The organism is Ruegeria sp. CDSC054 (genome assembly GCF_059610645.1).
Map to the genome: position 1 here is coordinate 255,792 of NZ_JBXWOA010000001.1, position 25,857 is coordinate 281,648.

Consider the following 25,857-nt stretch of genomic DNA (forward strand, 5'->3'; position numbering starts at 1 on the left):
AGGTTAGCTAACGGCCAAGGCACCTGTAGCTCAGCTGGATAGAGCGCTGCCCTCCGAAGGCAGAGGCCAGAGGTTCGAATCCTCTCAGGTGCGCCATTACTATTAATGGCTTACGGCTAGCTGGGTGATGATTTTGCCCTCTTAAGCCCGCTTTCGCTTCGGCATTCAATTGATCGGGCCGTGAAATGCACCAGCTCAGAACTGCCGCTATCGTGAAAGACCGAATGCCTTGCGATACTTTGGGATAAAAAGCTCTTTTCCCTTCATCTTGCGGGTGATCCAATCGCCAACCGTCGCAAAGAGCCAACTATTGCCGACATGAGGTCCCAGCGGAACGAGGATTGGTGCCTTCTTCCAAGGCGCATAGGGCTTTTGATCTTCGACCGCCTGTCCCTTCAACACCTGTTTCAATGTCTTGATCAACCATGGGTTTTGTCTGGTGATCGCGACAATCGTCATACCGTCACCAATGTCGGCGATGTCGCCCGCGATGAAGACATTCGGAAAACCCGACGGGCGCATCCATTTGTCGGTCTTGACCCGACCGGATGGTAGAGCATTCACGCCAGGTAAAGTCTGAATCAAGGTCGAATTTGGTTTTGATCCGACGACCGGAAACACCAGATGAGCCGAGACAACCCGGCCATCGGTCAGTTTCACTGATCCCGCGTAAGGCATATCCATACGCTGTAGATCCTCGGCCCTTTGACCAAGCACGACAGATACACCGGCGCGTTCAAGTTTGCGTTTGATCTGGTTGCCAAACTTAGCGGGATACATCGGGAAAAGGGTGTCGTCCGACGAAATCAAAGTGATGTCCTTGTCCGGTCGTGCCGCAGCAATTTCCCCCGCCAGTTCTGTGCCAACAGCACCAGCCCCGACGATTGCCACCGATTTCGCGGCTGCCAATTGCGCGCTGACATCCGCGCTGGCCCGACGAAAATCATCGATGCTGTCGCCCGATGGTTTGAACGGTGCCGCATAGGACGAACCTGTGGCCACGACGATGAAATCAGCGGGATGGACATTGCCATCTTCCAGGGTCACTTCGGTTTGAGACACCGATACAGCGCGGCCACGCACGACCCGCCCGGTCTTTAGCAGGCGATCATACGGCAGAACGATCTGATCCAGCAAAGCAGGGTCCAGGAGCGCCCGGATTGTCGCTGGCGGCTGCATAAAAGCTTCGCGTTGTTCGATCAGTGTGACATCGGCATGTGCATCCAATTCTTTAGCAACTTCAAAGCCGACATATCCGCCACCAACAATCACTACTTTCTTCTTGGGCATCCCGATCCTCATTGCGTTTGCGTGTTCCGGACAGTAGTTAGAATTACATGATCAAAACGACAAGTACGGTCATTTAGGATACTGTCATGACAACTCTCGAATCGAAAGAGAATTGCCTCATCGAGCCGTTGATCGAAGCGATTTCTGGTAAGTGGAAACTTTTGATTGTCTATTGGCTGGCGCAGGAAACCTCGCGGTTTAATCAGCTTCAGCGAAACCTTGGCAGCATAACGCACCGGACACTGACCCGCCAGCTAAGTGAGTTGCAAGAAGCGGGCTTTGTGTCACGCAAAGACTTCAAAACCATCCCGCCCCATGTGGAATACAGCCTGACACCTTTAGGGCAAAGTTTGATACCGCTGCTGCAGGCGATGCATGACTGGGCGGCGAGCAACGCGGATCTGCTGCGCGATCCGAAATGATGGCACTGTAGTAAGCTGAGCCGCAATAGCGGGCGTACTGCCATTCGTCACAAATAGGTCGAGAAAGTGCGCTGAGGCAGCGGCGCCCGGAAACCCACAAGCGCTGGCGCCCTTGCGCGGAATGAAGCGGCGCGTGCACCCCAATACCAGACGGGGCGGTTATACCAGAACCAAAAGCAGATAGGCGGCAAGGGCCACTACAATGGAAAACAAAACCACGGGTGGCGGTTTATCAGTATCCTTGAGTTCTTGCTGAAACGAACCAGCGTAGTACGCCAGATAAAGCGCGGCAACCAGCAGGAACAAAGCTATGACTTTGGTGACAATCGAAATCATTAATCTTTCCTCTAACGCCGCAATATGACTCCTTTCTCGTAAAAAATCTCTTCATAAAGTCGCGATATTTTTCATCATGTTATGAACTTGTCGGTGAGATACGAATGGTGGCTCACCAAAGAATGATGTTTCCAAGTTCGTGAAAATACTTTTTTGGCCGCCAATTCCGGACTTGTAAGCGCGGCAATTGGCAATCCCGTATCCGGGCAAAACATGTGCGCAGGTCGTCCAAAAAACAAAGAGCGCCCAAGGGCGCTCGTCGTTGAGAAACAGTTTGGGTGTCTTTTAGCCGCCCCAGCTGCGAACCTCGCCGCAATCCATATGGACGAAGTTCGAGCGGTGGTACTTGCCAACACCACCAGCGCGGCAAGACATGGCTGCTTTGGCCATCTGGGACACAGAACGAGACGAAAGGCGCAAGTCAGCAGCCTGACCTTTCATGTGCAGCGAGTTCTTGGCCACACGGCGCGAACGAGACCGCAGCATTGCATTGGTTTGGGGGGAGCGGTAGCCGGACAAAAGAGTGTAGGGCTCATTCACGTCCAGAAGATTGTGAGAGGCTGCCATGATATCGATGGTGCGCAGATCCATAGACTTGGCCTGGTCAGTGCGCCAGTCGCGCATGAAGTGGTTCACTTCTTTGACGGCGTCCTTGATGTATTTGCCGTCGACCCAATAGATCATATCGATCCGTTCGCCCGTGCGGCCCGAATACATTCGGATACGACGGATATCGCCGCCACCGCGCAAAAAACCTGCTGCATTGGAATAAGTCGGTGCTGCTACAACTGCTGTTGCAGCGAATGCGCCCAATAGGGCACGCCGGGTCAAGCCCGATGTACTGCTCGTGGTCATTTCGTTTCGTCCCGTACTGTTCCTGCCTGCACACGATGTTACGCGCGCGATCTTAATTTTTTCCCATCCCAGATGCGGGATTTATGACACAGTCCGAAAAGCCAGCCAAGAAATCTTTCACATTCATCTTTTCAAGGGGGAATTTTCGGCGAATTTTTGCGCAGGTGATGCAAATCGGTATACTATTGAGGCAATTAGGCGTTCGCGCAACATGGCCGATGCAAACGCGCATCAGGCTCGGATGGATGCTTTGGATTGATGTATTTGTGAATGGACAAAACGTCCAGCTGAAAACCATATTCGTTCGGAACGCGCCTCAGAACGCGCAAAGTATTGAATAATCAAGGTCATCCCATGCGAGCACTTTATCAGTTGCCTAAAAGTCTTATCTTCGCCGCTTGCATTACGGCGTCAGCCTCTGTGGCAAGTGCCCAGTCGGCACCCGGAACGGCATTTCAAATGGCTGTTGCCGAGTTTGCGCCTGCAGGTTCGGGCCTGGCAGAGTTCTATCGTACCAACGCGTTTGCGCCAATCTGGGTCGGAGACACGCCAGAACACGAGGCGCGTAGGGCGCGGTTGATCAAGGCTTTGTCGACTACGAACCTGCATGGTTTGCCAGAAGGGGCTTATGACGTTCAGTCGATTGTTTCAAAGATGCAGGACGCCAGATCGCTGCGGGACTTGGGTGCGGTTGAAATCGAACTGAGCAAGGCGTTTGTCAGCTACGCAAGTAATTTGTTTTCGGGCGCATTGCGTCCTGCGCAGATCGACGATGGGCTGGTCCGGAAGGTGTCGCGTCGGTCAGTCAATGACCATTTGCAGGGCCTGCTTACTGCGGAGGGTGACGGGTATTTCGATCAACTCGCGCCGCAGTCCACCCAGTACCGAGCATTGATGAAACAGAAAATCGCGCTGGAAGCTTTGGTCAACCAAGGCGGTTGGGGTGCCGGTGTGCCCGTGGGTAAGTTGGAGTATGGCGATACCGGACCTAATGTAGTTAAGCTGCGTAACCGTCTGATCACAATGGGGTATCTAAGCCCGACCGCAAGCCCCGAGTTTGATGAGGCAATGCTTGTTGCTATCAAAGACTTCCAGCAAGCGCATGGTCTGGCCACAGATGGTGTCGCCGGAGAGGGCACGATCACCGAACTTAACCGCACGGCGTCCGAGCGTTTGAAGGCCGTGTATGTTGCACTGGAACGCGAACGCTGGTTGCCGCGGGAACGGGGTGAGCGGCACATTCTGGTCAACCAAGCCGACTTTTCGGCCAAGATCGTGGACGATGGCCGGGTTACCTTTGAAACCCGCGCCGTGATCGGCAAGAACGTGCATGACCGTCGTAGCCCGGAGTTTTCGGACGAGATGGAGCATATGGTCATCAACCCCAGTTGGTATGTACCGCGCTCGATCATCACCAAGGAATATCTGCCAAAACTGCAGTCAAATCCAAACGCCGTAGGTCACATCCAGATCACAGATCGCAGCGGTCGTCTGGTTAATCGGGGCGCGGTTGATTTCACCCAGTTCAACACCAGAAACTTCCCGTTTGCTATGCGTCAACCCCCGAGCAAAAGCAACGCGCTGGGGTTGGTGAAGTTCATGTTCCCCAATAAGTACAACATCTATCTGCATGATACACCTCAGAAATCTTTGTTTGCACGTGAGACGCGGGCGTTCTCGCACGGGTGTATCCGTTTGGCGCAACCTTTTGAGTTTGCCTATGCGCTTTTGGCCAAGCAGGAAAAGGACCCAAAGGCGTTTTTCCACCGGATACTGGCGTCCGGCAAGGAAACGACTGTCCCGCTGGAACAGCATGTTCCGGTTCATCTGATCTATCGCACCGCTTATATTGGTCCGAAAGGTGAGGTTCAGTACCGCCGTGATGTCTATGACCGGGACCGGAAAATCTGGGACGCTCTGCAAAAAGCAGGGGTAGCCCTGCCGGACGTTCAGGGGTAATCACCGGGGGCAGGTCCTTAATTCGGGAAGCCCGTCATGCAGTACACTATTCAGCAAATCGCCGAAGCCTTGGGCGCGGACTGTCAGGGTGATCTTGGCCTTGTCATAAAGCGCGCCGCAGAACCGGCCGATGCCGGGTCGTCTGATCTGGCAATGGCGATGTCGCCGAAATATGCTGACGCGCTTAGCACGGGTGCCGCCCGTGCCGCCGTCTTGTGGGAGGGCGCGGATTGGCAGGCTCTAGGGCTGGAGGCCGCTATTTTTGTGCCACGTCCACGCATGGCCATGGCAGGTATCACGTCGATGCTCGATCGCGGGCAGGGGGTTGAGCCGGGCATTCACCCTTCGGCCGTAGTCGACCCGACAGCGGAGATCGGCGACGGCGCCTCGATCGGTCCATTGGTAGTTGTTGGTGCCGGTGCGCGTATCGGCAAAAATGCGGTTATCGGCCCACATTGCGTGATCGGTCTGGAAGCCGTTCTGGGTGACGACGCGTTTCTGCGCGAGATGGTGAGTATCGGAGCACGTGCTCAGATCGGTGACCGTTTCATTGCCCAACCCGGTGCGCGGATCGGCAGCGACGGTTTCAGCTTTGTGACGCCCGAGGTATCAGGCGTGGAAAACGCCCGCAAATCCATGGGCGATCAGGGTGAAGCCCGGGCGCAAAGCTGGCTCCGCATTCATTCTTTGGGTGCCGTCGAGATTGGCGATGATGTCGAAGTTGGTGCGAATTGCACCGTGGACAATGGGACCATCAGGAACACACGCATCGGCGATGGTTCAAAGCTCGATAACCAGGTTCATATTGGGCACAACACGCGTGTTGGGCAGGATTGCTTGCTATGCGGGCAATCCGGTGTTTCCGGGTCAGTCGACATTGGAAACAACGTTGTTTTGGGCGGGCAGACCGGCGTGTCGGACAATATCTTTATCGGCGATGGTGTGATTGCGGGCGGGGGCACAAAAATCCTGTCCAACGTTCCCAAAGGGCGTGTGGTTATGGGTTATCCGGCCATCAAAATGGAAACGCATACAGACATTTACAAAGCACAGCGCCGGCTGCCGCGATTGGCGCGTGACGTTGAGGCGCTGAAAAAGGCTGTTTCCAAACAGCCTCCGAGCGATTAAATCAACCACAACATAATAATTAGAGGATCGACATGAGCATCAGCGACCGCGTCATCGCAATCATTGCAGAGCAGGCCGTGCTGGAGCCGTCGGATGTGACACCCGAAAGCACGCTCGAAGATCTTGGCATCGATAGCCTTGGTCTGGTCGAAAGCATTTTCGCCATCGAGGAAGAGTTCGATATCTCGATTCCGTTCAACGCCAACGAGCCGAGCGCCAGCGATTTTGACATCTCGAATGTCGCGGCCATCATCACCGGTATCGAAAAGCTGGTGTCGGAAAAGGTCTGACATAATCCTATGAAACGCGTCGTTATCACCGGGGCCGGTACTATCAATTCACTGGGCCATTCGGTGCCTGATACGTTAGAGGCTATGCGCGAAGGGCGCTGTGGTATCTCTGCGCTTGAATTTCGCGATGTTGAAAGACTGGCCATTCAGATCGGCGGCCAGGTCCGCGGGTTCGAGGCTGAGGGGCGGTTTAATCGCCAGCAAATGACACTGTATGATCGGTTCACTCAATTCACGCTGACGGCGGCCAAAGAAGCGATTGATCAATCCGGGATCGAATTCCACGGCGACCTCGCGGCCCGCTCCGGCGTTGTGCTGGGAACCGCTGGCGGCGGCGTTTCGACCTGGGATGACAACTACCGTTCCGTTTACGAGGATGGCAAAAACCGGGTGCACCCGTTTGTCGTTCCCAAGCTAATGAACAATGCGGCGGCCAGCCACGTCTCGATGGAGCATAATCTCAAAGGACCAAGTTTTACGGTTTCGACGGCCTGTGCCTCGTCCAACCACGCAATGGCGCTGGCGTTCCAGATGGTGCGCAGCGGTGCTGCTCCGGCGATGCTGACCGGTGGGTCAGAGTCGATGTTGTGTTTTGGTGGTGTCAAAGCCTGGGAAGGGCTGCGTGTCATGTCCAAGGACGCCTGCCGCCCGTTCAGCGCGAATCGCAATGGCATGGTGCAGGGCGAAGGCGCAGGTGTCTTCGTGTTCGAAGAATTCGAGCACGCCCGCGCCCGTGGGGCTAATATCCTTTGTGAGGTCGTGGGTTTTGCGATGTCGTCAGATGCGTCGGACATTGTCATGCCCAGCAAGCAGGGCGCCGCACGCGCCATGTCGGGCGCGCTTGCGGATGCAGGGTTAAGCGCGGACAGCGTCGGATATATCAACGCACATGGGACCGGAACCGCGGCCAATGACAAGACAGAATGCGCGGCTGTGGCCGGTGTCTTTGGCCCTCATGCGGACGAGCTGATGATTTCTTCGACCAAGTCGATGCACGGCCACCTTATCGGTGGCACCGGCGCGGTCGAACTGCTGGCCTGTATCATGGCGCTGCGGGATGGCGTGATCGCTCCGACCATCGGCTATGAAGAGCCGGACCCCGAATGCGCGCTGGATGTTGTGCCAAACGAAGCCCGCGAGGCGAAAGTAGACGTGGCACTTAGCAACGCCTTTGCTTTTGGCGGGCTGAATGCGGTAATTGCCTTAAAACGCATTTAAAATCTGATTTCAAACAAAGAAGCCGCCGGTAAATCCCGACGGCTTCTTTAGTTTAGCGAAACCTCAGTTCTGCAGAACTTTCAAGCCTTCAAAACCTGCTGTGAAGCCCGACAGCGAAACTTCCAGTTGCAGTAGTTGGTTTGGTGCGAGAACCGACACGAGCGACAAGGTCGCTTTGGTTCCGACCTTCATTGCTTCCACGTCGCCCTCGGTAAAGCCCATCTGCGCAACACAGCCAACGGGGTTACAGTGGTGGTAGTCATAGCGCTTGCCCGGAGCACCATCGATCGAAAGCGCCAGCTGCGCCTGTAGCATTGTTTCCAGCGGGACAACCACAGTTGCTCCGGCAACCGCGGCCACGCCCTCGGGCAATTTTTCCAGAGTAATTTCCGCGATCGGCTGACCTTGCTCGCCGGTCAGGATCTGACGCATCGCGCAGGGGTCTTCGTCGGCATCGGTCTTGATGCACAGGATCGCCCAGTCGCCCTTTTCTTCCTTAACGTATTGTTCGCCGACACGCGGGCCGGTTTCACCCAGGTCCAGATCACTGCCGACCTCTGTTTGCGAGGTCTGGGGCTGTTGTTCGGTTTCCTGCGTCGTTTCCTGTGCGTACGCGGCTCCGCACCACAAAGCAGTGGTCACCAGGCTGATGGATAGGGTGTTCTTAATCATGATTGCCTCGGTCTTATGTTGGACTTTTTTATTCGTCTATCACCCTTGCCAGACCCTGTCAGGGGCTAAGGTGGGTCAAATCAACATGTGAACGGTTTTTCGCCGGGTTATCGGAAATCCAGCGCGACGACAAAAAGAACAAAGGGAGCCGGTGGAGCGGCTCCCTTTATATAATTTTCTCCCCGTCGGACTGGCCGACTTATTTATGCGCAGACGTTACGAAAGGCGGGGGCATCGGTCAACTGAAAACCCGAAATTTTAATGTAACGGCCATGATTTGTGAAAAAAACCGCGCCCGAAGGCGCGGTCAGTCGACAGGGAGGAAATATGCCGCCCCGTAACCTTAGCCACAAGGCAGCAATTAGACTTTCGCAGTTAAAGGTTAACTTTGTATGCTGGCCGTAGATCGGTGGAAATAAGGCCTTACATTCATGGACCAAAACATATTCTTGGGCGGCGGTGGTAACGACTACGGCCAACCGCAGTCGCTGACGCTGAAATATGCCAACCGCCACGGCATGATCGCGGGGGCGACGGGAACAGGTAAAACGGTGACGCTGCAAATTCTGGCCGAGGGGTTTTCCCAAGCCGGTGTTCCGGTTTTCCTGTCTGACGTCAAAGGGGACCTGTCCGGTCTGGCCAAGGCGGGCAGCGAAGGTCACAAGCTTCACAAAGCGTTTCAGGATCGCGCCCAGCGGATAGGCTTTACCGATTACGCGTATGGCGCGTGTCCGGTCACGTTCTGGGATCTGTTCGGGCAACAGGGACATCCCGTTCGGACAACCGTGACCGAGATGGGGCCACTTCTGCTGTCGCGCCTGATGGATCTGAGCGAAGCGCAAGAGGGTATTCTGAACATCGCGTTCCGGGTTGCAGACGAAGAAGGGCTACCGCTGCTGGACCTCAAGGATCTTCAGTCGCTGCTGGTCTGGATCGGGGAAAACCGGGCACAGTTGTCTTTGCGATACGGGAACGTCTCAACCGCTTCGATCGGGGCTATTCAACGCCGCCTGCTGGTGCTGGAAAACCAAGGCGGCACCAAACTGTTTGGTGAACCCGCATTGGAACTGGCCGATCTGATGCGCGTGGATGAACGCGGGCAGGGCGTCGTGAACATCCTTGCCGCCGACAAGCTGATGGGGTCACCGCGTCTGTACGCAACATTCCTACTGTGGCTGCTAAGCGAACTGTTTGAGGAACTGCCGGAAGTTGGCGACCCGGACAAACCCAAACTGGTGTTCTTCTTCGACGAAGCGCATCTGCTGTTCGATGATGCGCCCAAGGTTCTTGTTGACAAGGTCGAACAGGTCGCCCGCCTCATTCGCTCCAAGGGGGTGGGTGTTTACTTCATCTCGCAGAATCCGGCGGACGTTCCGGAAGATATTCTGGGACAACTGGGCAACCGGGTGCAGCATGCCTTGCGCGCATTCACGGCGCGGGATCGGAAGAACCTGCGACTTGCGGCAGAAACCTATCGTGAAAACCCGGCCTTCGATACCGAAGAGGCGATCCGTGAGGTTGGTGTCGGTGAGGCGGTGACCTCGATGTTGCAGAAAAAAGGCGTGCCCGGGGTCGTAGAACGCACTCTGATCCGCCCGCCCGGGTCGCAACTGGGACCAATCACCAAGGCCGAGCGGAAGGCGCTGATGGATGCCTCAGCGATGAAAATGAAATACGGGCAGTTAAAGGACCGGAAATCGGCTTTTGAAATCCTTCAGTCCCGCGCAGATGCAGCAGCGCAAGCAGCGGCCGAGGCCGAGGAACAGTTGGAAGCGCAATCCACGGCCGAACGTGAATTTGCGACAGCAAGACGCTATTCCGGCAGCCGGGTTGGGCGGTCATCCTCTCGCGTGATGCGTAAGAAAGACACGTTCGCAACGGCTATGAGTGAGGCCGTGATCAAGGAACTGAAAGGAACAACCGGACGTCGCATTGTGCGCGGCATTCTTGGCGGTTTGTTCAAAGCCAGATAAGGGTAGTGCCGGGCAGGAACCTTCTGCCCGGCGCACGTATTTTACTTCAGACGGCGCTGGCCTTCTTGCTTGCAATAGGCGTCCGCTTCGGAGACCGACATTTTGGTGGCCGGGAAGTTGGTCGCTCGATCCCAGATCACACGGTCTGGACGATATAGTTGGCACGTAACTTCACCCTTAGGCGTCTGCACTTTTACCGGGGCCGTTTCCAACTCTTCCGGCGACGGGATACATCCAGCCAGCATGGCGAGCAGCGGGACGGTAAGGGCTATTTTAGTGAAGGAAGTATTCATTTGCACTCTTTTTAAACTCGTAGGTTTCCCGAATGATCGCGGGCCAAGCATCAATTTAGCGTAAATACTGGCCAAAGAGAGGGCTGGATCAAGGCGGTACTGGGATTCGTCTAATCCGTATACCGTATAAAATCAAGAAACCGCACCAGTCAGTTGGCGCGGTCTCAAGAATTGATGGATTGTGACCTTACTTTTCCGGAATCAAACCCCTTGGACTGAACCTGAGAACAATCAGCAGGATAAGGCCCATGGTGAACAGACGCATATGCGCGGCACTGTCGATCAAGTGAGACTTAAGCGCGCTGCCATCCGGCATGCTCGAAGTGATCAGGTTCATGAACCACAATCCCATCGGCTCGACCTGAACCCATAGGAACCAGATCAGGAATGCGCCTAAAACAGCACCGAAATTGTTGCCCGAACCGCCCACAATGACCATCACCCAGACAAGGAACGTAAACCGTAGCGGATTGTATGTGCCCGGCGTAAGTTGCCCGTCCAGAGTTGTCATCATCGCACCGGCGATGCCACAGATGGCCGAGCCGAGCACGAAGATCTGTAGGTGGCGGCGGGTGACATCCTTGCCCATTGCCTCTGCCGCGACCTCATTGTCGCGGATGGCGCGCATCATGCGGCCCCACGGGCTTTTCAACGCCATTTGCGCCATCCACAGCAGGACAAGCAGAACGATCATGAACAGCAGCGAATAGCCCAGTTTGACCGACAGGGTCGACGCGATGACCGGATCCAACCCGAGCCAGTCAGCGCGGGCGACAAAGCTGGGATCGTTCTGCAATTCGACCTCGTAACCAACCACAGGGGCAGGGCGCGGGATGCCGTAGACGTTCTTTACACCTCGGGCCAGCCAATCCTCGTTCTTCATGATCGCAATGATGATCTCGGCAATGCCCAGTGTCGCGATCGCCAGATAGTCAGAGCGAAGGCCCAGCGCCGTCTTTCCGATCAGCCACGCCGCACCAGCGGCCAGCAAACCGCCCGCAGGCCAGGCCACAAGGACCGGCAGGTTCAAACCGCCGAGATTTCCGGCAACTGCGGGTTCGATTGCCTCGACCCCCGCAACGCTTGGATCAAATATTGCGCGGTAGACAAAGAACCCAACAAGGAGAACGGCAATAATCGTCAAGGTTTGGGCACGCCCCTTTGGCATCCGGGTCGCCACCAGCACAGCCGCCACAACGGTTGCTGCGCCTAAAAGCAACGCCAGAAGAATGCCATAACCACCCGAGGACCATGCTCCTGGGGTCGGCGGGGTCGATACCAACACAACAGCCAGTCCACCCAGTGCGACAAAACCCATGACGCCGACGTTAAAGAGGCCGGCAAACCCCCATTGCAGGTTTACCCCAATCGCCATGATGGCCGAGATCAACCCCATGTTCAGGATCAGGATCGCGGCGTTCCAGCTTTGTGTGAAACCGGTCAGCAGGATCAGACCGCCAACGACAATGAAAAGCAGCGTGTTTTTGACGGACTCGGTCATACCGCTTTTCCCTTAAACAGGCCGGTAGGCTTGAACAGAAGCACGATCAGCAGGATGGCAAAGCTGACGGCGAATTTGTAATCGGTGGACAGGAATTGCACCAATCCCGAAGGCGCCAGACTTTCTGGCGCTACGTAAGTCAGTACCTTTTTCCACGCATAAGTAACGGTGACTTCAGAGAAAGCGATAATGAACCCGCCCGCGATGGCACCCAGCGGGTTGCCAAGGCCGCCGACAATGGCCGAAGCGAAGATCGGAAGCAGAAGTTGGAAATAGACAAAAGGCTTAAAGCTCTTGTCCAAACCATAAAGAACACCAGCGGTGGTCGCCAATGCTGCCACGATGATCCAGGTGATCATCACAACACGCTCGGGGTTAATACCTGAAAGCAGCGCCAGATCCTCGTTATCGGAATAGGCCCGCATCGATTTTCCCGTGCGGGTCTTGTTGAGGAACCAGAACAGCAGCGCCACCGCGATAACGGCAACTACCAGAGTGATGCCCTGAGAGGTCTTGATCGCAAGCCCCTCACGCAGTCCGGTCATCGCCTTGAAATCACGGGCGGATATGATGAACCGCGCGCCGTCCGAAAACCTTTGGTCATCCGGCCCGATGATAAAGCGAACAAGCCCGTTCATGATGAACATGACACCCATCGAGACGATCACAAGGATCACCGGCTTGGCCTTTTGTTCCCGGTAGAACCGATAGACCAACCGATCGGTTATCAGAACAAGTACGATACAGCCCAGGATCGCAAAGGGCAGGGCCAGCAGCGCGGTGGGTAGCGGGCCAAAACTCACGCCGGCGGCTTGCAGGCCCCAGGTGACCAGCACGGCAATCATCGCACCAAAGGCCATCGTGTCGCCATGGGCAAAATTCGAAAACCGCAGGATGCCGTAGATAAGCGTGACCCCTAGCGCGCCAAGCGCCAATTGGCTGCCGTAAGCAACCGCAGGCACGATGACAAAGTTTGCCAGCGCGACTAACGCATTCAATAAGTCCATTTGATCGTCTCGTTCTTTCGGGTGCGGCTTTATGGCATGCGTTTTGCCATTTGCACAATCATCCCCGCGTCTTTTCCGGCGTTAATTTGGGAAATTTTCAACCCGAAAGCGATAAAATCGGCATTGCTCCGATTGCTGATGACAGCGGCGTTCTCTTTGTGCGTGTTCAGGCGGGGCTGACCCGCCAGAACGGTTGTGGTTTGGGACCCCAACGGGGCGTATTGGACCTGGTGTCGTCAGCTGACCGTGCAGGTTCCACGCTCGTTTCGGCTGTTGGCTCCCGTTGCCCGGATCGCGAGCGTACCGCTTTCGTCGATAGTGTAACCGACGCTGCCGCCATTGGTGATTTGCAGAAATTCATAAGAACCAAGCCCTTTGAAAACATGCAGCTCGGCAATATCGCCATCGACGCTCAGGGTTCCTTTGGATGCGCCCTCAACACGTTTCAGCATGATTTTCTTGGGCGCTGCGGCAGGGGAACATTTGCCGGACTTGCAAATCTCTTCAATCTGACACTCGTAAACAAACTCAGCTCCCGGTGTATTCTGCGTTGTGGCCTGCGCGACAGCGGGCAGCAACAAGGCAGCAAGAGCGGCCAGATATTTCATATAAGCTCTCCTAAAAGGTGTTGGCCGACAAATCGGTCCATGTGTTGGTAAACCGGCCATCGAAGGGCGCGATTTCTGGGCCTCACTAGGTGGGAAAAATGGCGAGAATTAATCCTTCTGGGGACAGATTTCTGAATGCTGAAATTTCCAGAAGTCTGAGGCCACAGAAATTATACATTGAAAACTCAGGATATAATTCGATGAAGATTGGTTTCCTGACCGTTCCAGCGTAAAATCCGCCTTATTTTGGACAGATTTACCGACCGTCGCTGTAACGTTGTGCAAATCCTTGCGTACCGACATTGAAACAACCAGATTCGGGGATGCTCTCAGTAACCAGCAAATTATGGCGTCCGACGTTACGAACAGTATCACGCAACCTCAAGATGAAGTGATCCGCTTGGGACAACGCTTTGATCTCGGTGGGATATCCCTAGCTTTCCAGAACGGCTCGCCGGGAAATGCGAAGCCCAACTTACGGAATACGGATCACGTCATGGCGCAGACCCAGCGGCTCCGGGGAACAGAAAGGCAAGACATGAAACACGCGGCGATTTTGGTTTTAAGTTTGGTAGCGCCCGGTGTTGCGGCGGCTCAGAACGATCCTCTGAACGGTGAGGATTTTGTAGTGAACTGCGTCTCGGACAGCACGGGCAACGCGGTGACTCTGGCGCGGTCAGGGGCCACGGACAAAGGGTTCATTGTGACAGACGAGATCAAGGGCGAGGCCACAATCATAGGCGGGCTGAACTCGCTGACGTTTTTGCACATTAAGGACAAAGATGTGATTACCTTTGTCGTCGACTTCGAGAATCTTGACTACGACATGTCGATCAAGGGCCCGCATGCCGCGCAGGACTTTGGGTCTTGCGGTGATCCGATAGGGTAGGATTTTAAACTTCCTGCCAAAAACAGGGCTTTTGGAGTCCTGTTTTTTTTGGGGATGGAGTTGTAGTGACCTGAAATTCATGGCCGGTATTTAATCAGAATGCTGTTTTGCATTCTCCTGAGAATACCAGGCGAGAATTCTGGAAGTCCGTATACTCCTGATAGCGCATCGGAACTTCAACGAGAGTAACGACCAGTTCGTTTGGTGCGGGCTTTGCAATGTACATTACGGCCGTTCCATTTTCGGTCCTGTTGGTCGCTACTAGAAGATCGCTTGTTGTGACAACCTTGTATTCCTTCCCGTCGGCCATCTGAATCTTTGATGTCGTTTCTCCTGCCTTGGCGATGGACGTGACGGTGAAGGTTCCAAAGTCGCTCCTAACATCGTTGGGAGGACTACCAACAAATTCAATTTCCAAAGTTGAGTGCTGGCAGTCGCTTTTTTCCGGGCAGTTTTTTTCCAGGTGACAAGTTTCAGCGATGGCAGCTGTGCTTAAGGAAATCAAAGCCATAGCTGTCAGCGTTCGCATTCTCAGCCCCCGAGGAAACTCTTCCGAACTTCCGGATCTGCCAACAGTTCTTTGCCCGTTCCGGTATAGGCATTCCGCCCCTGTACCAACACATATCCTTTGTCCGCGATCTCCAGCGCCTGACGGGCGTTTTGCTCTACCATCAGGATCGGCAGACCGGTCCGCGAAACTTCTATGATCCGGTCGAACAGTTCATCCATCACGATCGGCGAAACACCAGCGGTCGGCTCGTCCAACATCAGAACTTTGGGCTGGGTCATCAGCGCTCGACCAACAGCGACCTGCTGACGTTGACCGCCCGATAGCTCTCCGGCCGCTTGATTTCGCTTGTCGCGCAGGATGGGGAAGAGGTCGTAGACCTGTTCCATGGTTTGGCTGATGTCGTCGCGACGGATGAAAGCGCCCATCTCAAGGTTTTCTTCAACCGTCATCGAGGTGAAGATGTTTGAGGTTTGCGGCACAAACCCCATCCCGCGGATAACGCGGTCCTGCGGGGTGAGATTGGTGATATCTTCGCCATCAAGCCGGACAGATCCCGACCGGACATCCAGCATTCCGAAAACGGCCTTCATCGCAGTAGACTTACCTGCGCCATTGGGGCCAACGATCACCGCGATCTGACCTTTGTCCACGGCGATGGTGCACTCATGCAAGATGTCCGGCCCCTTGCCATAACCACCGGTCATGGTGTCACCGATCAGAAACGGCTCAGACATTCACGGGATCCTTCTTCATCTGGCCTGCCAATATCCCGAGGGTTTGGGGGCAGAGCCCCCATTCGCGCAAACTGTGTGCACTCACTCTCATCACATCGCTCATGCCCCGGCCTCTAGTTTGTCTTTGTTCTTCAGGCCAGTGCCCAGATAGGCTTCGATCACGTGCTCATTGGCCTTGATCTCGTCCAGTGTACCCTCGGCCAGGACTTTCCCCTCGGCCATACAGATGACCGGGTCGCAAATCTTGCCGATAAAATCCATGTCGTGTTCGATAACGACAAAGGTATAACCGCGTTCTTTGTTCAAACGCAGGATGGTGTCGGCGATGGTCATCAGCAGGGTGCGATTCACGCCCGCGCCGACCTCGTCCAGAAACACGATCTTGGCGTCGACCATCATGGTGCGGCCGAGTTCCAGCAGCTTCTTTTGCCCGCCAGAGACCTGACCTGCCTTGTGGTCGGCCAGGTGCTCAATGGTCAGAAACTCCAGAACCTCATCCGCTTTAGCCTTCAGGGCTCGTTCTTCGTCGGCAATGCGCTTGCGACCAAACCAGGTGTTCCACAGGGATTCACCTGATTGCGTGCCGGGCACCATCATAAGATTCTCGCGGCAGGACATCGAAGAGAATTCGTGCGCGATCTGGAAGGTGCGCAGCAGACCCTTGTGAAACAAGTCATGCGGAGGCAGGCCGGTGATCTCTTCGCCGTCCATGAACACTCTGCCGCTTGTCGGAGGCAGAACGCCCGCGATCACGTTGAAAAGGGTGGTCTTTCCCGCCCCGTTTGGCCCGATCAGGCCTGTGATCGAACCTTTTTGGATTTCCAGCGACGCCCCATCCACCGCGTGAAACCCGCCGAAATGCTTGTGCACGTCCTCGACGACGATCATCTATTCCCCTAGCCACCCTTGTCGGTGTTTCTGCTTCCTTGACCCCAAAAGGTGAGGTGCGGCCTTTTTTCATTGAAACAGCCCGGACACAAGGCCCGGGCTGCTTGATTTTATGACGTTTAAGACCGGATCAACGGAAGTTGACGGTCTTGTTTTCGCCGTCGGTCACTTCGATCTCGCGATAAGAACCCGCGCTTTCACCGGGGCCGATCAGCTCAACACCCGACGCGCCGACATAGTCGATGTCCTGACCAGCGGCGAGAAGCTCCAGACCTTTGGCCAGTTCACCCGGATAGATCTTCTCACCCGGGGCGTTGGCGACATCCAATATCTTGGCGCCGTATTCAGCCGGGTTAGTGGAACCTGCCGCCTGCATGGCCAGCATGAACAGCGCGGCAGCGTCATAGGATTCAGGCGAATAGGGCGACGAACCGTCAAAGCCTGCGGCTTCGGCCATGGCAAAGTACTTTTCAGCACCTTCACCGCCCGAACCGGCGATCTGACCGAACGAGCCGTTCAGGTCGGGACCGACGTTGGAAGGCAGCGAGTCACCGATCATGCCGCCCGGCAGACCGAATGTGTCAAACGCACCGCTGTCCAACGAGGACTGGATGATGCCCAGACCGCCCTGGTCCAGATAGCCTGCGACAACCAGAATGTCGCCACCAGCCGATGCCAGCGCACCAACTTCAGCCGAGTAGTCAGCCTTGCCGTCTTCGTGCGCGGCAACGATGGTCACTTCACCGCCGGCTGCTTCGAACGAGGATTGGATCGCGTCTGCCAGACCCTTGCCGTAGTCGTTGTTGGTATAGGTCAGGGCGATCGAGTTGATGCCGCGATCCTTCAGGATGTCAGCCATCACTTCGCCTTCACGCGCATCCGACGGTGCGGTGCGGAAGAACAGACCATTGTCTTCCATAGTCGACAGACCCGGCGATGTTGCCGACGGCGAGATCATGACCATGCCATTCGGGATCGCAACGTTTTGCAGGATCGCGCCGGTCACACCCGAGCAGTCGCCACCGACGATGCCCGCAACGCCGTCCGCAATCAAGCGTTCGCCGTTCGATGTCGCCAGACCGTTGTCGATACAGCCGGTGTCAGCGCGCGATGCGGTGACCTTTGAGCCGTCCAACAGTTTGCCGGATTCGGTGACTTCGGCCATCGCCATTTCGGCGCCTGAACCCATTGCCGGTGCCAGCGATTCAATCGGACCGGTAAAGCCGAACAGAACGCCCAAAGTGACGTCTTCGGCCAGGGCCGGACCGGCCAGCAGAGCGGATGCTGCGGTTGCAGTAAGCAGCTTTTTCATATGGTTACTCCCTTATTGGAACGTATTCGTTCTGGGCAAGACCCTAGGCAAGCTGTCTGGAAAAGAAAAGTCCTAACGCAAATGTGTTTTTGCCAAGAATAAACCTATTTGTTTTGATGAGTTTGTCACGTTTTACCAAAGTTGGAGATTCTCATGCTTAGGGCTGCCGCGATTCTGGTCCTGTCGGTTTTTGCCGGCCCCATCAGCGCCGATACCCTTCAAACCTCAGCCGGGACGGTTCAGGTCACGGCGATGGTCACCGGGCTGGATGCACCTTGGGCGATCGGCTTATTGCCCGGAGGCGGAACATTGGTGACCGAACGGGACGGCGATCTTTTGTTTGTCTCGCAAGGCAAGGTCAAACGCATTGCCGGGGTGCCCAAGGTGGCTGCGAACGGGCAGGGCGGGCTGCTCGATATCACCGTGGCACGGGATTTTCCGCAGACCCGCGAAGTATTTCTGACCTTCTCCAAACCCCAAAATGGCGGGGCGGGAACAGCGGTGGCCGTGGCGCGCCTGTCGGAAAACGGGAGCCGCTTGAATAACGTGCGGATCATTTTCGAAGCAGTTCCGGGCGGTTCGACTGGCCGACATTTCGGTTCGCGCGTGGTCGAGGCACAGGACGGAACGCTGTTTGTAACGATTGGGGATCGCGGCGACCGTCCGTCAGCGCAGAACAGGTCAAACCACATGGGCACCGTTATTCGCATCAATCGCGATGGCACGGTACCTGCCGACAATCCTTTTGTCGGACAGGCTGAAATTCGCCCTGAGATCTGGTCATTTGGTCATCGCAACCCGCAGGGCGCTGGGTTGGACAGGCAAGGTCGCTTGTGGATTTCAGAGCATGGTGCGCAGGGCGGGGATGAGGTGAACCTGATCCAACCGGGGCGGAATTTCGGCTGGCCGGTGATTTCCTACGGCGTTCACTATTCGGGCCAAAAAATCGGAGAGGGGACCTCGAAACCCGGTATGGAACAGCCGGAACACTATTGGGATCCGTCCATCGCACCGTCCGGTTTGCTGGTCTATTCCGGCAAGCTTTGGCCAGAGTGGCGGGGCGATATCTTTGTCGGGTCGCTCAAGTTTGACTACATCTCGCGCCTTGAAGGATCACCGCTGCGCGAGGTCGAACAGATCAAAGGGCCGGAAACCGAGCGCGTTCGCGACATTGTCGAAGCCCCGGATGGGGCAATCTGGTTTATTTCGGTGGGACAGGGAGCCATCTATCGCATGACCCCCAAATAGGCGCGGATCAGACGGACAGCCGCCCGCTTTGCGCACCACGTTCACGATAAGGCGTGGTGTTATAATGCGCCCGATAGCATTTTGAGAAATGGCTGGGCGAGGCAAAGCCGCAAGCAAGAGCCACATTGATCACGCTCATATCTGTCTGCATCAGCAGGTTGCGCGCTTTGTGCAGGCGCAGTTCCATATAGTATCGCTTGGGCGAGCGGCTGAGGTAGCGCCGGAACAGGCGTTCCAGCTGGCGCGTGGACATGCCGACATCCTTGGCCAGTATCGAGGGTGAGATCGGCTCTTCGATGTTCTTTTCCATCATCAGGATGACCTGGCTTAGCTTGGGGTGGCGTACACCAATCCGGGTCGGGGTCGACAGGCGCTGTGTGTCCTGATCGGTACGGATCGAGGAATAGATCATCTGATCCGCTACGGCATTCGCCAGATCCTCACCATAATCATCGGCAATGATCTTGAGCATCAGGTCGATTGAGGATGTGCCGCCCGCGGTCGTCATCCGGTTACCGTCGATCTGAAAAACCGATTTGGTAAGCTCAACCTCGTCGAATTCTTCGATAAAGCTGTCAGAATTCTCCCAGTGGATCGTGGCGCGTTTGCCGTCCAGCAACCCGGCTTTGGCCAACGTATAAGCTGCCGTACACAATCCGCCGATGCGCAAACCGCGCCGGGCCTCGCGCCGGACCCAATTCAGCACTTTCTTTGTTGTCGCCAATTGAACGTCTACGCCACCGCAGATCAGAATCACGTCGTCGCGTTGCAGTTCGACCAAGTCGGTTTCAACATTAAAGGTAGTCCCGGCAGAACAGCTGACCGTATCACCACCTTCACCGGCCAGGGCCCACGTGTAGAGTTCTTTGTCTGCCATACGGTTGGCAATCCGCAGGCTGTCCAACGCCGAGGCAAAAGACAGCAGGGAAAACTTGTCCAAAAGGACAAACACGAAATGCCGAGGATTGGCCTCAGCGCCTTCCACTGTGACAACTTGGCGTTGCTCTTGCATGGCTTGGTGTCCTTGATTCGGCGCGTTGTTACGTCGCGTCCGGCGTCGTTGTTGCCAGCCACCATGATCAAAGCTTGTTTCCGACGTCAAGAGGCGCAAAAGGGATATGGTCAGTCTTCAATGCATTTTGTATAGAGACGACCTGACTACTTCAGCGGAGATCAAAGCTATGACCGAATGGCAAAAAACGAACTGGCGCAACAAGCCCCGGGTTCAGATGCCAGACTATATCGATGCGGCCGCGTTGGCCAAAGTCGAGGCTCAGCTTTCTCAGTATCCCCCGCTGGTCTTTGCTGGCGAAGCACGGCGTCTCAAGCAACATCTGGGTGCGGCCGGTCGCGGCGAGGCTTTCCTGTTGCAGGGCGGGGACTGTGCTGAAAGCTTTGAACAATTCAGCGCGGATGCAATTCGTGACACCTTTAAGGTGATGCTGCAGATGGCGATGGTACTGACCTATGGAGCCAAGGTGCCCGTGGTCAAAGTGGGCCGCATGGCTGGCCAGTTTGCCAAGCCGCGCAGTGCGCCGACCGAGATTTTGGACGGTGTTGAGCTGCCCAGCTACCGTGGTGACATCATCAACGAGCTGGCCTTCACACCCGAAGCCCGCATCCCGAATCCCAGCAAGATGCTGCAGGCCTACACGCAGGCTGCCGCAACCTTGAACCTGTTGCGTGCATTCTCGACCGGCGGATTCGCCGATATGAGCATGGTGCATTCGTGGACATTGGGCTTCACGGATGAACAGGATGTTCAGAAATACTCGGAAATTGCTGACCGTATTCAAGACACGATCGACTTCATGGATGCCGCCGGAATCACAGCGGACACTACGCATGAGTTCTCAACCGTGGAGTTTTACACCAGCCACGAAAGCTTGCTGCTGGAATACGAAGAGGCTCTGACCCGTCTCGATTCGACTTCTGGCAACTGGTTGGCAGGGTCCGGTCATATGATCTGGATCGGCGACCGTACGCGTCAGCCAGACGGTGCGCATGTGGAATTCTGCAGCGGTGTACTGAACCCGATTGGTCTAAAATGCGGCCCGACCACGACAGCCGAGGACCTCAAGGTTCTTATGGCCAAGCTGAACCCGGAAAACGAAGAGGGTCGCCTGACCCTGATCGCACGGTTTGGCGCAGGCAAGGCAGGCGAGCACCTGCCGCGCCTGGTCAAGGCGGTTAAGGAAGAGGGCGCCAAGGTCACCTGGGTTTGCGACCCGATGCATGGCAACACGATCAAGTCGGCAACCGGGTACAAAACCCGTCCGTTCGACTCGGTCCTGCGTGAGGTACGCGACTTCTTTAGCGTTCATCAGGCCGAGGGTACGGTTCCCGGCGGTGTGCATTTCGAGATGACCGGTTTAGACGTCACCGAATGCACCGGGGGTGTGCGCGCGGTGACCGAAGAGGACCTGTCGGACCGCTACCACACAGCGTGCGACCCACGCTTGAACGCGTCGCAGTCCTTGGAACTGGCATTCTTGGTCGCAGAAGAACTGACCAACTTGCGCCGCGACCGCAAAAAGCGCGCAGCAGGTTAAGGTTATAAACAAAAATCGGAAAAGGCGGGCTGCACAGGCCCGCCTTTTTTGTTTGAGATTAGTCGTCGCGCGACACAACCAGCCTCAAATGTGAACCGGGGCGGTCAAATTTTTGCTGATCTTCGGCGAAGCCAGTCTCGACCGTTTGCGACGGTTTGGGAACCTGCACATGCGACACCGGGCGCAAGTTGGTTTCTGAGATTGTGAACCGTCGGGGTGTTGCGCCGATAGCGCCGTCGCTGACCATTACACCCAGAATGCGGCTGACATCACCCAGATCACTTTTCAGGGGTAACAGAAGCATGCGGGCTTGTAATTGCACACGCCCCAACCGACCTGATGATTCCAGGGTCAGATTGGCGATAGCTGGTTGTGCGAATACCTGTTCCGACACGGTCTTGATCTTGTCCCGCGCGCCGGGTTCAAAGAAAGAGGTCAGCGGCATACCGCGCACTTCCATCCCGGCCAACTGGTTCAAATGCCTCCCGGCCAGACGGAACCGGGTAAGTCCAGGGGCGATGCGTTCCAGAACGAAAGTGTATTCCAAAATGTTTTCAAGCCCGCGCGGGTCGATTTGCGACCGCATGGGAACCCCGTCACCTGTCAAAAGTGCCTTCCAATACGCCTCGGCCTGCCGGATGGGCGAAAGGCTGCGCCCGCTGTCAAAACGATCCATAGAGACGATCTTTCCAAAACTTGACCCGAAACCGTTCCCGAAAAAGGTTTTCATCATTATCACCCTGGCGCCTATCGACCGTCATTTTCCTAAAATGCGAAGTACTGGGGACCTCTATCCGAGACCGGTGTTCGCAGCTGTAAGACTGACGCAGGTTGATTCAATTTTGGAGTAAATCTTTAACGAATGGTTAACGACTGGCAGACAAAGGCAGAGTCAGCAAACTCTTGCCCTGTGCGCGCAGTTCGCATTAGGTGCGCCCAGCAAACTGAAAACGGGCAGCTATGGAAAGGGCAGGCATGATTAAATCCATGACGGGTTTCGCCTCGGGCAAAGGGGCGTTTGGCCCGCATAGCTGGACGTGGGAGTTGCGCAGCGTGAACGGCAAGGGGCTGGACATGCGTCTGCGCGTGCCGGACTGGTTGACCGGGCTTGAGGCTGCGTTGCGCGCCGCGATGTCGAAAAAACTCAGCCGGGGCAATGTGACATTGTCTTTGCGCCTCAGCCGAGATGAGACGCAGGCGGACCTGGTCCTGAACGAGACTGCCATGGGTGCCGTTCTTGAGGCTGTGGCGCGAACGCAGGAAATGGCCATTGCGCGGGACGTGACCCTTAGGCCCTCGACGGCCGCTGATCTGATCTCGCTCAAGGGTATGTTGGATGCGGGCAGTGATGGGGATGACCCGGGCCCATTGGTTGGCCAACTGACGGCAGAATTCAGTGGCCTATTGGGCGAATTCATAGAAATGCGCCAGTCCGAGGGTCGGGCGCTGGCAACTGTTCTGGAAGATCAACTAGGGCAGGTGGCTTCATTGACGGCCCAAGCGGCAGAGCTGGCAGAGCAACGCAAGGACAAGATGACCGAGGCGCTGCGGGATAATCTGGCGCGGGTAATGGACAACGCGCAGGGGGCTGATCCGGACCGCGTCGCTCAGGAATTGGCGTTGATCGCCGTCAAGGCGGACATCACCGAAGAGATTGATCGCCTGAAGGCGCATGTCGTGGCGGCGCGGGATCTGCTGGCGCAGGACGCGGCGGTCGGGCGCAAGCTGGATTTCCTAATGCAGGAATTCAACCGTGAGGCAAATACTCTGTGCTCAAAGGCGCAAAGCGCGGAATTGACAGCGGTCGGCCTTGAGTTGAAGGCCGTAATAGATCAGATGCGTGAGCAAGTGCAGAACGTAGAATAACCACAGGAGCGCCCAAATGGCGGATCGACGCGGCCTATTAATCATTCTGTCCTCGCCTTCGGGGGCCGGTAAATCGACCCTGGCGAAACGGCTGATGCAGTGGGATTCCGAGCTTGAGTTCTCGGTCTCGGCCACCACCCGCGCACCACGCCCGGGTGAGGAAGACGGGCGCGAGTATTACTTCCTGAGTGAAGATGCGTTCCGGCAGCAGGTGTCCGAGGGACAAATGCTGGAACACGCGCACGTGTTCGGTAATTTCTACGGCTCACCGGCGGGTCCGGTACGCGAGTCCATTAACAGCGGCAAAGACGTTCTGTTTGACGTGGACTGGCAAGGCGAGGTGCAAATCCGCAATTCGGATCTGGGCAAGCACGCTTTGTCGATCTTTATCCTGCCGCCGTCTATCCCCGAGCTGCGCCGCAGGCTGGAAAGCCGCGGTCAGGACAGTGAAGACGTGATCGCCAAGCGGATGTTGAAAAGCTGGGATGAGATTAGCCACTGGGGCTATTATGACTATGTTCTGATCAATGACGATCTGGATGCCACCGAAGAGAAGCTGAAAACCATCGTCAGCGCCGAACGCATGCGCCGAATCCAGCAGCCCAGCCTGCAGAACCATGTCCGCACGTTGCAAAACGAATTTGAGGGCTTGGCATGACGATTTACGCTTTGGGTGACCACGCGCCGCAAATCCACGAAGACACCTGGGTTGCGCCGGACGCCAACCTGATTGGGAAAGTCGTTCTGGAGCAGGGTGCCTCGGTCTGGTTCGGCTGCACCATCCGCGCCGACCACGAAGAGATCCGCGTGGGCGAGGGCAGCAACGTCCAGGAAAACTGCGTCATGCATATCGACGCCGGGTATCCGCTGACCATTGGTAAGAACTGCACCATCGGACACAAGGTCATGCTGCATGGCTGCACGATCGGGGAAAACACACTGATCGGAATGGGCGCGATTGTCTTGAACGGCGCAAAGATCGGGAAAAACTGTCTTATCGGTGCCGGCGCACTGATTACCGAAGGCAAGGAAATACCCGATAACTCTCTGGTTATGGGGTCACCGGGCAAAGTTGTGCGGGAACTGGATGCGGCGGCAGCGCAAAAAATCACCTTCAGCGCGCTTCACTATCAGCAGAATATGCGCGCGTTTCGCAAAACTTTGAAACCTGTGTCTTAGGTTGATTCCAAACGCATCAAGAGTGACGGAAATGCCAAACGACCTGCTTGCTGAAATTGTGTCGGCCATTCCGATGCCCACGCTTATGGTTGATCAGACCGAGCGCATCATAGCGGCAAACACCGAAGCCAGAACTATGCTGGGTCAGAACATCGAAGGCCGCCATTTCGCGACGATCCTTCGACAACCACAAGTCATCGACGCGATGGAGCAGAGCCTGCGCAGCAAGGGCCCGTCCAAAACGCGCCATTTGTCAAATGATGGCGCCCAAGACACCACTTTCGAAGTGCAATGCCGTTACATGAACGGCGTGGGCGCGGTGGAGGGCGGTGCCGTGATGGTCGTTTTCCAGGATGTCACGTATCTGGAACAGGCCGGACAAATGAGACGCGACTTCGTGGCGAATGTCAGCCACGAACTGCGCACACCTCTGACCGCTCTGATGGGCTTCATAGAAACATTGCGTGGTCCGGCGCGAGACGATGCAGCCGCCCGTGAGCGGTTTCTGCAGATCATGACCGACGAAGCCAACCGGATGAACCGGCTGGTCGGCGATCTGCTATCCCTGAACCGGGTCGAGAGCGAAGAGCGGGTTCGCCCCAGGGAGCAGCTTGATCTGACAGGTCTGTTGCAATCAACGCTTACAACGCTGCGTCCCCTTGCTGAGGCCGCAAAAGTGGACCTGACACTGGATGCGTCATCAGGGCCAATCTCGGTGACCGGAGACAGCGACCAATTGCGCCAAGTGTTCACGAACCTGATCGAGAATGCCATCAAATATGGCGGTAGCGGCGGTAGTGTTGATGTGCGCATTCAGTCATCTGAGCGCGACACCGCCATGCGCGGCCCTGCGGTTCGGGTACAGATCGCAGACAAAGGCCCGGGTATTGATGCCGTTCATCTGCCGCGCCTGACCGAGCGATTCTATCGCGCCGACAGTCACAGATCCCGCGAGTTGGGCGGTACGGGGCTGGGCCTTGCGATTGTAAAACATATTGTAAACCGCCACAGGGGGCGGCTGCGGGTCGAAAGCGATCTGGGCAAAGGCTCTGTATTTACAGTGATTTTGCCGCGCTGATTTTCGGCCAATGACGCAGGTTCATTTCAGACGCGCGCGGTGTTCCGC

26 protein-coding genes, 1 tRNA gene and 1 pseudogene are annotated in these 25,857 nt (G+C 56.0%); 14 read left to right on the top strand and 14 right to left on the bottom strand.

Translation table 11 applies throughout. The features are described from left to right. Positions 1-19 precede the first annotated feature (19 nt). Positions 20-96: transfer RNA gene (locus AC2FGC_RS01235), tRNA-Arg, on the top strand. A 111-nt stretch (positions 97-207) separates the two neighbouring features. Here the strand turns inward: AC2FGC_RS01235 and AC2FGC_RS01240 are convergent. Further along, positions 208-1,305 (bottom strand): annotated as a pseudogene (locus AC2FGC_RS01240) (NAD(P)/FAD-dependent oxidoreductase); the annotation flags it as partial. A gap of 71 nt (positions 1,306-1,376) precedes the next feature. Here AC2FGC_RS01240 and AC2FGC_RS01245 point away from each other — a divergent pair. After that, a complete protein-coding gene (locus tag AC2FGC_RS01245) occupies positions 1,377-1,712 on the top strand; it encodes a winged helix-turn-helix transcriptional regulator (RefSeq protein WP_058271907.1) in 336 nt (111 codons plus the stop codon). A 159-nt stretch (positions 1,713-1,871) separates the two neighbouring features. On the opposite strand, the gene AC2FGC_RS01250 is transcribed toward AC2FGC_RS01245, so the two are convergent. Then, on the bottom strand, positions 1,872-2,048 hold the full coding sequence (locus AC2FGC_RS01250) for a hypothetical protein (protein WP_186437361.1): 177 nt from the start codon (positions 2,046-2,048) through the stop codon (positions 1,872-1,874). Between the two features lie 285 nt (positions 2,049-2,333). Further along, the gene (mepK, locus tag AC2FGC_RS01255; protein ID WP_058271601.1) at positions 2,334-2,903 is read right to left on the bottom strand and encodes a peptidoglycan L,D-endopeptidase MepK; all 570 of its coding nucleotides are present in this window, start codon (positions 2,901-2,903) and stop codon (positions 2,334-2,336) included. A 354-nt stretch (positions 2,904-3,257) separates the two neighbouring features. Between mepK and AC2FGC_RS01260 the strand changes: the two genes are divergently transcribed. From AC2FGC_RS01260 to AC2FGC_RS01275, 4 genes are read left to right on the top strand one after another with little or no spacing between them, the layout of a single operon-like run. Next, entirely contained in the window at positions 3,258-4,862 is a 1,605-nt protein-coding gene (locus AC2FGC_RS01260; RefSeq protein ID WP_496781312.1) for a L,D-transpeptidase family protein, read from the top strand. Positions 4,863-4,898: 36 nt separating this feature from the next. Beyond that, complete coding sequence (gene lpxD / locus AC2FGC_RS01265; RefSeq protein ID WP_496781313.1) at positions 4,899-5,990, top strand: UDP-3-O-(3-hydroxymyristoyl)glucosamine N-acyltransferase; 1,092 nt, start codon at positions 4,899-4,901, stop codon at positions 5,988-5,990. A 32-nt stretch (positions 5,991-6,022) separates the two neighbouring features. Beyond that, a complete protein-coding gene (locus AC2FGC_RS01270; RefSeq protein ID WP_496738574.1) occupies positions 6,023-6,280 on the top strand; it encodes an acyl carrier protein in 258 nt (85 codons plus the stop codon). Positions 6,281-6,289: 9 nt separating this feature from the next. After that, on the top strand, positions 6,290-7,498 hold the full coding sequence (locus AC2FGC_RS01275; protein WP_496738575.1) for a beta-ketoacyl-[acyl-carrier-protein] synthase family protein: 1,209 nt from the start codon (positions 6,290-6,292) through the stop codon (positions 7,496-7,498). A 63-nt stretch (positions 7,499-7,561) separates the two neighbouring features. On the opposite strand, the gene AC2FGC_RS01280 is transcribed toward AC2FGC_RS01275, so the two are convergent. After that, complete coding sequence (locus AC2FGC_RS01280) at positions 7,562-8,170, bottom strand: invasion associated locus B family protein (protein WP_496776886.1); 609 nt, start codon at positions 8,168-8,170, stop codon at positions 7,562-7,564. A 431-nt stretch (positions 8,171-8,601) separates the two neighbouring features. Here AC2FGC_RS01280 and AC2FGC_RS01285 point away from each other — a divergent pair, with 431 nt between their 5' ends. Next, positions 8,602-10,143, top strand: coding sequence for a helicase HerA-like domain-containing protein (locus AC2FGC_RS01285; RefSeq protein WP_496781314.1), 1,542 nt, complete (start codon positions 8,602-8,604; stop codon positions 10,141-10,143). A 41-nt stretch (positions 10,144-10,184) separates the two neighbouring features. Here AC2FGC_RS01285 and AC2FGC_RS01290 read toward each other — a convergent pair whose 3' ends face one another. The 4 genes from AC2FGC_RS01290 to AC2FGC_RS01305 all read right to left on the bottom strand — a co-directional run bounded on the left by AC2FGC_RS01290 (position 10,185) and on the right by AC2FGC_RS01305 (position 13,552). After that, complete coding sequence (locus AC2FGC_RS01290; protein WP_496722924.1) at positions 10,185-10,436, bottom strand: hypothetical protein; 252 nt, start codon at positions 10,434-10,436, stop codon at positions 10,185-10,187. Between the two features lie 187 nt (positions 10,437-10,623). Next, the gene (locus AC2FGC_RS01295) at positions 10,624-11,937 is read right to left on the bottom strand and encodes a branched-chain amino acid ABC transporter permease (protein WP_496722922.1); all 1,314 of its coding nucleotides are present in this window, start codon (positions 11,935-11,937) and stop codon (positions 10,624-10,626) included. After that, positions 11,934-12,944 (bottom strand): branched-chain amino acid ABC transporter permease, encoded by a 1,011-nt coding sequence (locus tag AC2FGC_RS01300; protein ID WP_496722920.1) that lies wholly within the window; start codon positions 12,942-12,944, stop codon positions 11,934-11,936. The genes AC2FGC_RS01295 and AC2FGC_RS01300 overlap by 4 nt, the downstream gene beginning before the upstream one ends. Positions 12,945-13,180: 236 nt before the next feature. After that, complete coding sequence (locus AC2FGC_RS01305) at positions 13,181-13,552, bottom strand: hypothetical protein (RefSeq protein ID WP_496722918.1); 372 nt, start codon at positions 13,550-13,552, stop codon at positions 13,181-13,183. 496 nt (positions 13,553-14,048) lie between these two features. Between AC2FGC_RS01305 and AC2FGC_RS01310 the strand changes: the two genes are divergently transcribed. Continuing rightward, complete coding sequence (locus AC2FGC_RS01310; protein ID WP_496722916.1) at positions 14,049-14,441, top strand: hypothetical protein; 393 nt, start codon at positions 14,049-14,051, stop codon at positions 14,439-14,441. A 94-nt stretch (positions 14,442-14,535) separates the two neighbouring features. Here AC2FGC_RS01310 and AC2FGC_RS01315 read toward each other — a convergent pair whose 3' ends face one another. The 4 genes from AC2FGC_RS01315 to AC2FGC_RS01330 form a co-directional block, all read right to left on the bottom strand. After that, complete coding sequence (locus tag AC2FGC_RS01315; RefSeq protein ID WP_496722914.1) at positions 14,536-14,970, bottom strand: hypothetical protein; 435 nt, start codon at positions 14,968-14,970, stop codon at positions 14,536-14,538. A 2-nt stretch (positions 14,971-14,972) separates the two neighbouring features. Then, positions 14,973-15,686 (bottom strand): ABC transporter ATP-binding protein, encoded by a 714-nt coding sequence (locus tag AC2FGC_RS01320; RefSeq protein WP_496722912.1) that lies wholly within the window; start codon positions 15,684-15,686, stop codon positions 14,973-14,975. A 99-nt stretch (positions 15,687-15,785) separates the two neighbouring features. Then, on the bottom strand, positions 15,786-16,574 hold the full coding sequence (locus tag AC2FGC_RS01325; RefSeq protein WP_496722910.1) for an ABC transporter ATP-binding protein: 789 nt from the start codon (positions 16,572-16,574) through the stop codon (positions 15,786-15,788). A 130-nt stretch (positions 16,575-16,704) separates the two neighbouring features. Beyond that, entirely contained in the window at positions 16,705-17,886 is a 1,182-nt protein-coding gene (locus AC2FGC_RS01330; RefSeq protein WP_496781315.1) for an ABC transporter substrate-binding protein, read from the bottom strand. A gap of 153 nt (positions 17,887-18,039) precedes the next feature. On the opposite strand from AC2FGC_RS01330, the gene AC2FGC_RS01335 reads away from it, so the two are divergent. Further along, the gene (locus tag AC2FGC_RS01335; RefSeq protein ID WP_496722907.1) at positions 18,040-19,134 is read left to right on the top strand and encodes a PQQ-dependent sugar dehydrogenase; all 1,095 of its coding nucleotides are present in this window, start codon (positions 18,040-18,042) and stop codon (positions 19,132-19,134) included. Positions 19,135-19,141: 7 nt separating this feature from the next. Here the strand turns inward: AC2FGC_RS01335 and AC2FGC_RS01340 are convergent, their stop codons facing one another. Next, entirely contained in the window at positions 19,142-20,146 is a 1,005-nt protein-coding gene (locus AC2FGC_RS01340; protein WP_496722905.1) for a GlxA family transcriptional regulator, read from the bottom strand. A gap of 169 nt (positions 20,147-20,315) precedes the next feature. Between AC2FGC_RS01340 and AC2FGC_RS01345 the strand changes: the two genes are divergently transcribed. Beyond that, positions 20,316-21,686, top strand: a complete 1,371-nt coding sequence (locus tag AC2FGC_RS01345; RefSeq protein WP_496722903.1) for a class II 3-deoxy-7-phosphoheptulonate synthase — start codon at positions 20,316-20,318, stop codon at positions 21,684-21,686. A 58-nt stretch (positions 21,687-21,744) separates the two neighbouring features. Here AC2FGC_RS01345 and AC2FGC_RS01350 read toward each other — a convergent pair whose 3' ends face one another. Next, a complete protein-coding gene (locus AC2FGC_RS01350; protein WP_496722901.1) occupies positions 21,745-22,362 on the bottom strand; it encodes a PAS domain-containing protein in 618 nt (205 codons plus the stop codon). A gap of 311 nt (positions 22,363-22,673) precedes the next feature. Here AC2FGC_RS01350 and AC2FGC_RS01355 point away from each other — a divergent pair, with 311 nt between their 5' ends. The 4 genes from AC2FGC_RS01355 to AC2FGC_RS01370 are packed head-to-tail and all read left to right on the top strand — an operon-like array spanning position 22,674 to position 25,809. After that, complete coding sequence (locus AC2FGC_RS01355; RefSeq protein WP_496781316.1) at positions 22,674-23,552, top strand: YicC/YloC family endoribonuclease; 879 nt, start codon at positions 22,674-22,676, stop codon at positions 23,550-23,552. A gap of 16 nt (positions 23,553-23,568) precedes the next feature. Continuing rightward, positions 23,569-24,210 (top strand): guanylate kinase, encoded by a 642-nt coding sequence (gene gmk / locus AC2FGC_RS01360; RefSeq protein WP_058271617.1) that lies wholly within the window; start codon positions 23,569-23,571, stop codon positions 24,208-24,210. Beyond that, positions 24,207-24,731, top strand: a complete 525-nt coding sequence (locus tag AC2FGC_RS01365) for a gamma carbonic anhydrase family protein (protein WP_496722896.1) — start codon at positions 24,207-24,209, stop codon at positions 24,729-24,731. Before gmk ends, AC2FGC_RS01365 begins: the two co-directional genes overlap by 4 nt. 31 nt (positions 24,732-24,762) lie before the next feature. Then, positions 24,763-25,809: an ATP-binding protein gene (locus AC2FGC_RS01370; protein ID WP_496722894.1), complete on the top strand. Its 1,047-nt coding sequence runs from the start codon at positions 24,763-24,765 to the stop codon at positions 25,807-25,809. The last annotated feature ends 48 nt before the right edge of the window (positions 25,810-25,857 follow it).

Coding starts and splice junctions, on each gene's coding strand:
- AC2FGC_RS01245 (WP_058271907.1), top strand. CDS start 1,377: ATGACAACTCTCGAATCGAAAGAGAATTGCCTCATCGAGCCGTTGATC.
- AC2FGC_RS01250 (WP_186437361.1), bottom strand. CDS start 2,048: ATGATTTCGATTGTCACCAAAGTCATAGCTTTGTTCCTGCTGGTTGCC.
- mepK (WP_058271601.1), bottom strand. CDS start 2,903: ATGACCACGAGCAGTACATCGGGCTTGACCCGGCGTGCCCTATTGGGC.
- AC2FGC_RS01260 (WP_496781312.1), top strand. CDS start 3,258: ATGCGAGCACTTTATCAGTTGCCTAAAAGTCTTATCTTCGCCGCTTGC.
- lpxD (WP_496781313.1), top strand. CDS start 4,899: ATGCAGTACACTATTCAGCAAATCGCCGAAGCCTTGGGCGCGGACTGT.
- AC2FGC_RS01270 (WP_496738574.1), top strand. CDS start 6,023: ATGAGCATCAGCGACCGCGTCATCGCAATCATTGCAGAGCAGGCCGTG.
- AC2FGC_RS01275 (WP_496738575.1), top strand. CDS start 6,290: ATGAAACGCGTCGTTATCACCGGGGCCGGTACTATCAATTCACTGGGC.
- AC2FGC_RS01280 (WP_496776886.1), bottom strand. CDS start 8,170: ATGATTAAGAACACCCTATCCATCAGCCTGGTGACCACTGCTTTGTGG.
- AC2FGC_RS01285 (WP_496781314.1), top strand. CDS start 8,602: ATGGACCAAAACATATTCTTGGGCGGCGGTGGTAACGACTACGGCCAA.
- AC2FGC_RS01290 (WP_496722924.1), bottom strand. CDS start 10,436: ATGAATACTTCCTTCACTAAAATAGCCCTTACCGTCCCGCTGCTCGCC.
- AC2FGC_RS01295 (WP_496722922.1), bottom strand. CDS start 11,937: ATGACCGAGTCCGTCAAAAACACGCTGCTTTTCATTGTCGTTGGCGGT.
- AC2FGC_RS01300 (WP_496722920.1), bottom strand. CDS start 12,944: ATGGACTTATTGAATGCGTTAGTCGCGCTGGCAAACTTTGTCATCGTG.
- AC2FGC_RS01305 (WP_496722918.1), bottom strand. CDS start 13,552: ATGAAATATCTGGCCGCTCTTGCTGCCTTGTTGCTGCCCGCTGTCGCG.
- AC2FGC_RS01310 (WP_496722916.1), top strand. CDS start 14,049: ATGGCGCAGACCCAGCGGCTCCGGGGAACAGAAAGGCAAGACATGAAA.
- AC2FGC_RS01315 (WP_496722914.1), bottom strand. CDS start 14,970: ATGCGAACGCTGACAGCTATGGCTTTGATTTCCTTAAGCACAGCTGCC.
- AC2FGC_RS01320 (WP_496722912.1), bottom strand. CDS start 15,686: ATGTCTGAGCCGTTTCTGATCGGTGACACCATGACCGGTGGTTATGGC.
- AC2FGC_RS01325 (WP_496722910.1), bottom strand. CDS start 16,574: ATGATCGTCGTCGAGGACGTGCACAAGCATTTCGGCGGGTTTCACGCG.
- AC2FGC_RS01330 (WP_496781315.1), bottom strand. CDS start 17,886: ATGAAAAAGCTGCTTACTGCAACCGCAGCATCCGCTCTGCTGGCCGGT.
- AC2FGC_RS01335 (WP_496722907.1), top strand. CDS start 18,040: ATGCTTAGGGCTGCCGCGATTCTGGTCCTGTCGGTTTTTGCCGGCCCC.
- AC2FGC_RS01340 (WP_496722905.1), bottom strand. CDS start 20,146: ATGCAAGAGCAACGCCAAGTTGTCACAGTGGAAGGCGCTGAGGCCAAT.
- AC2FGC_RS01345 (WP_496722903.1), top strand. CDS start 20,316: ATGACCGAATGGCAAAAAACGAACTGGCGCAACAAGCCCCGGGTTCAG.
- AC2FGC_RS01350 (WP_496722901.1), bottom strand. CDS start 22,362: ATGGATCGTTTTGACAGCGGGCGCAGCCTTTCGCCCATCCGGCAGGCC.
- AC2FGC_RS01355 (WP_496781316.1), top strand. CDS start 22,674: ATGACGGGTTTCGCCTCGGGCAAAGGGGCGTTTGGCCCGCATAGCTGG.
- gmk (WP_058271617.1), top strand. CDS start 23,569: ATGGCGGATCGACGCGGCCTATTAATCATTCTGTCCTCGCCTTCGGGG.
- AC2FGC_RS01365 (WP_496722896.1), top strand. CDS start 24,207: ATGACGATTTACGCTTTGGGTGACCACGCGCCGCAAATCCACGAAGAC.
- AC2FGC_RS01370 (WP_496722894.1), top strand. CDS start 24,763: ATGCCAAACGACCTGCTTGCTGAAATTGTGTCGGCCATTCCGATGCCC.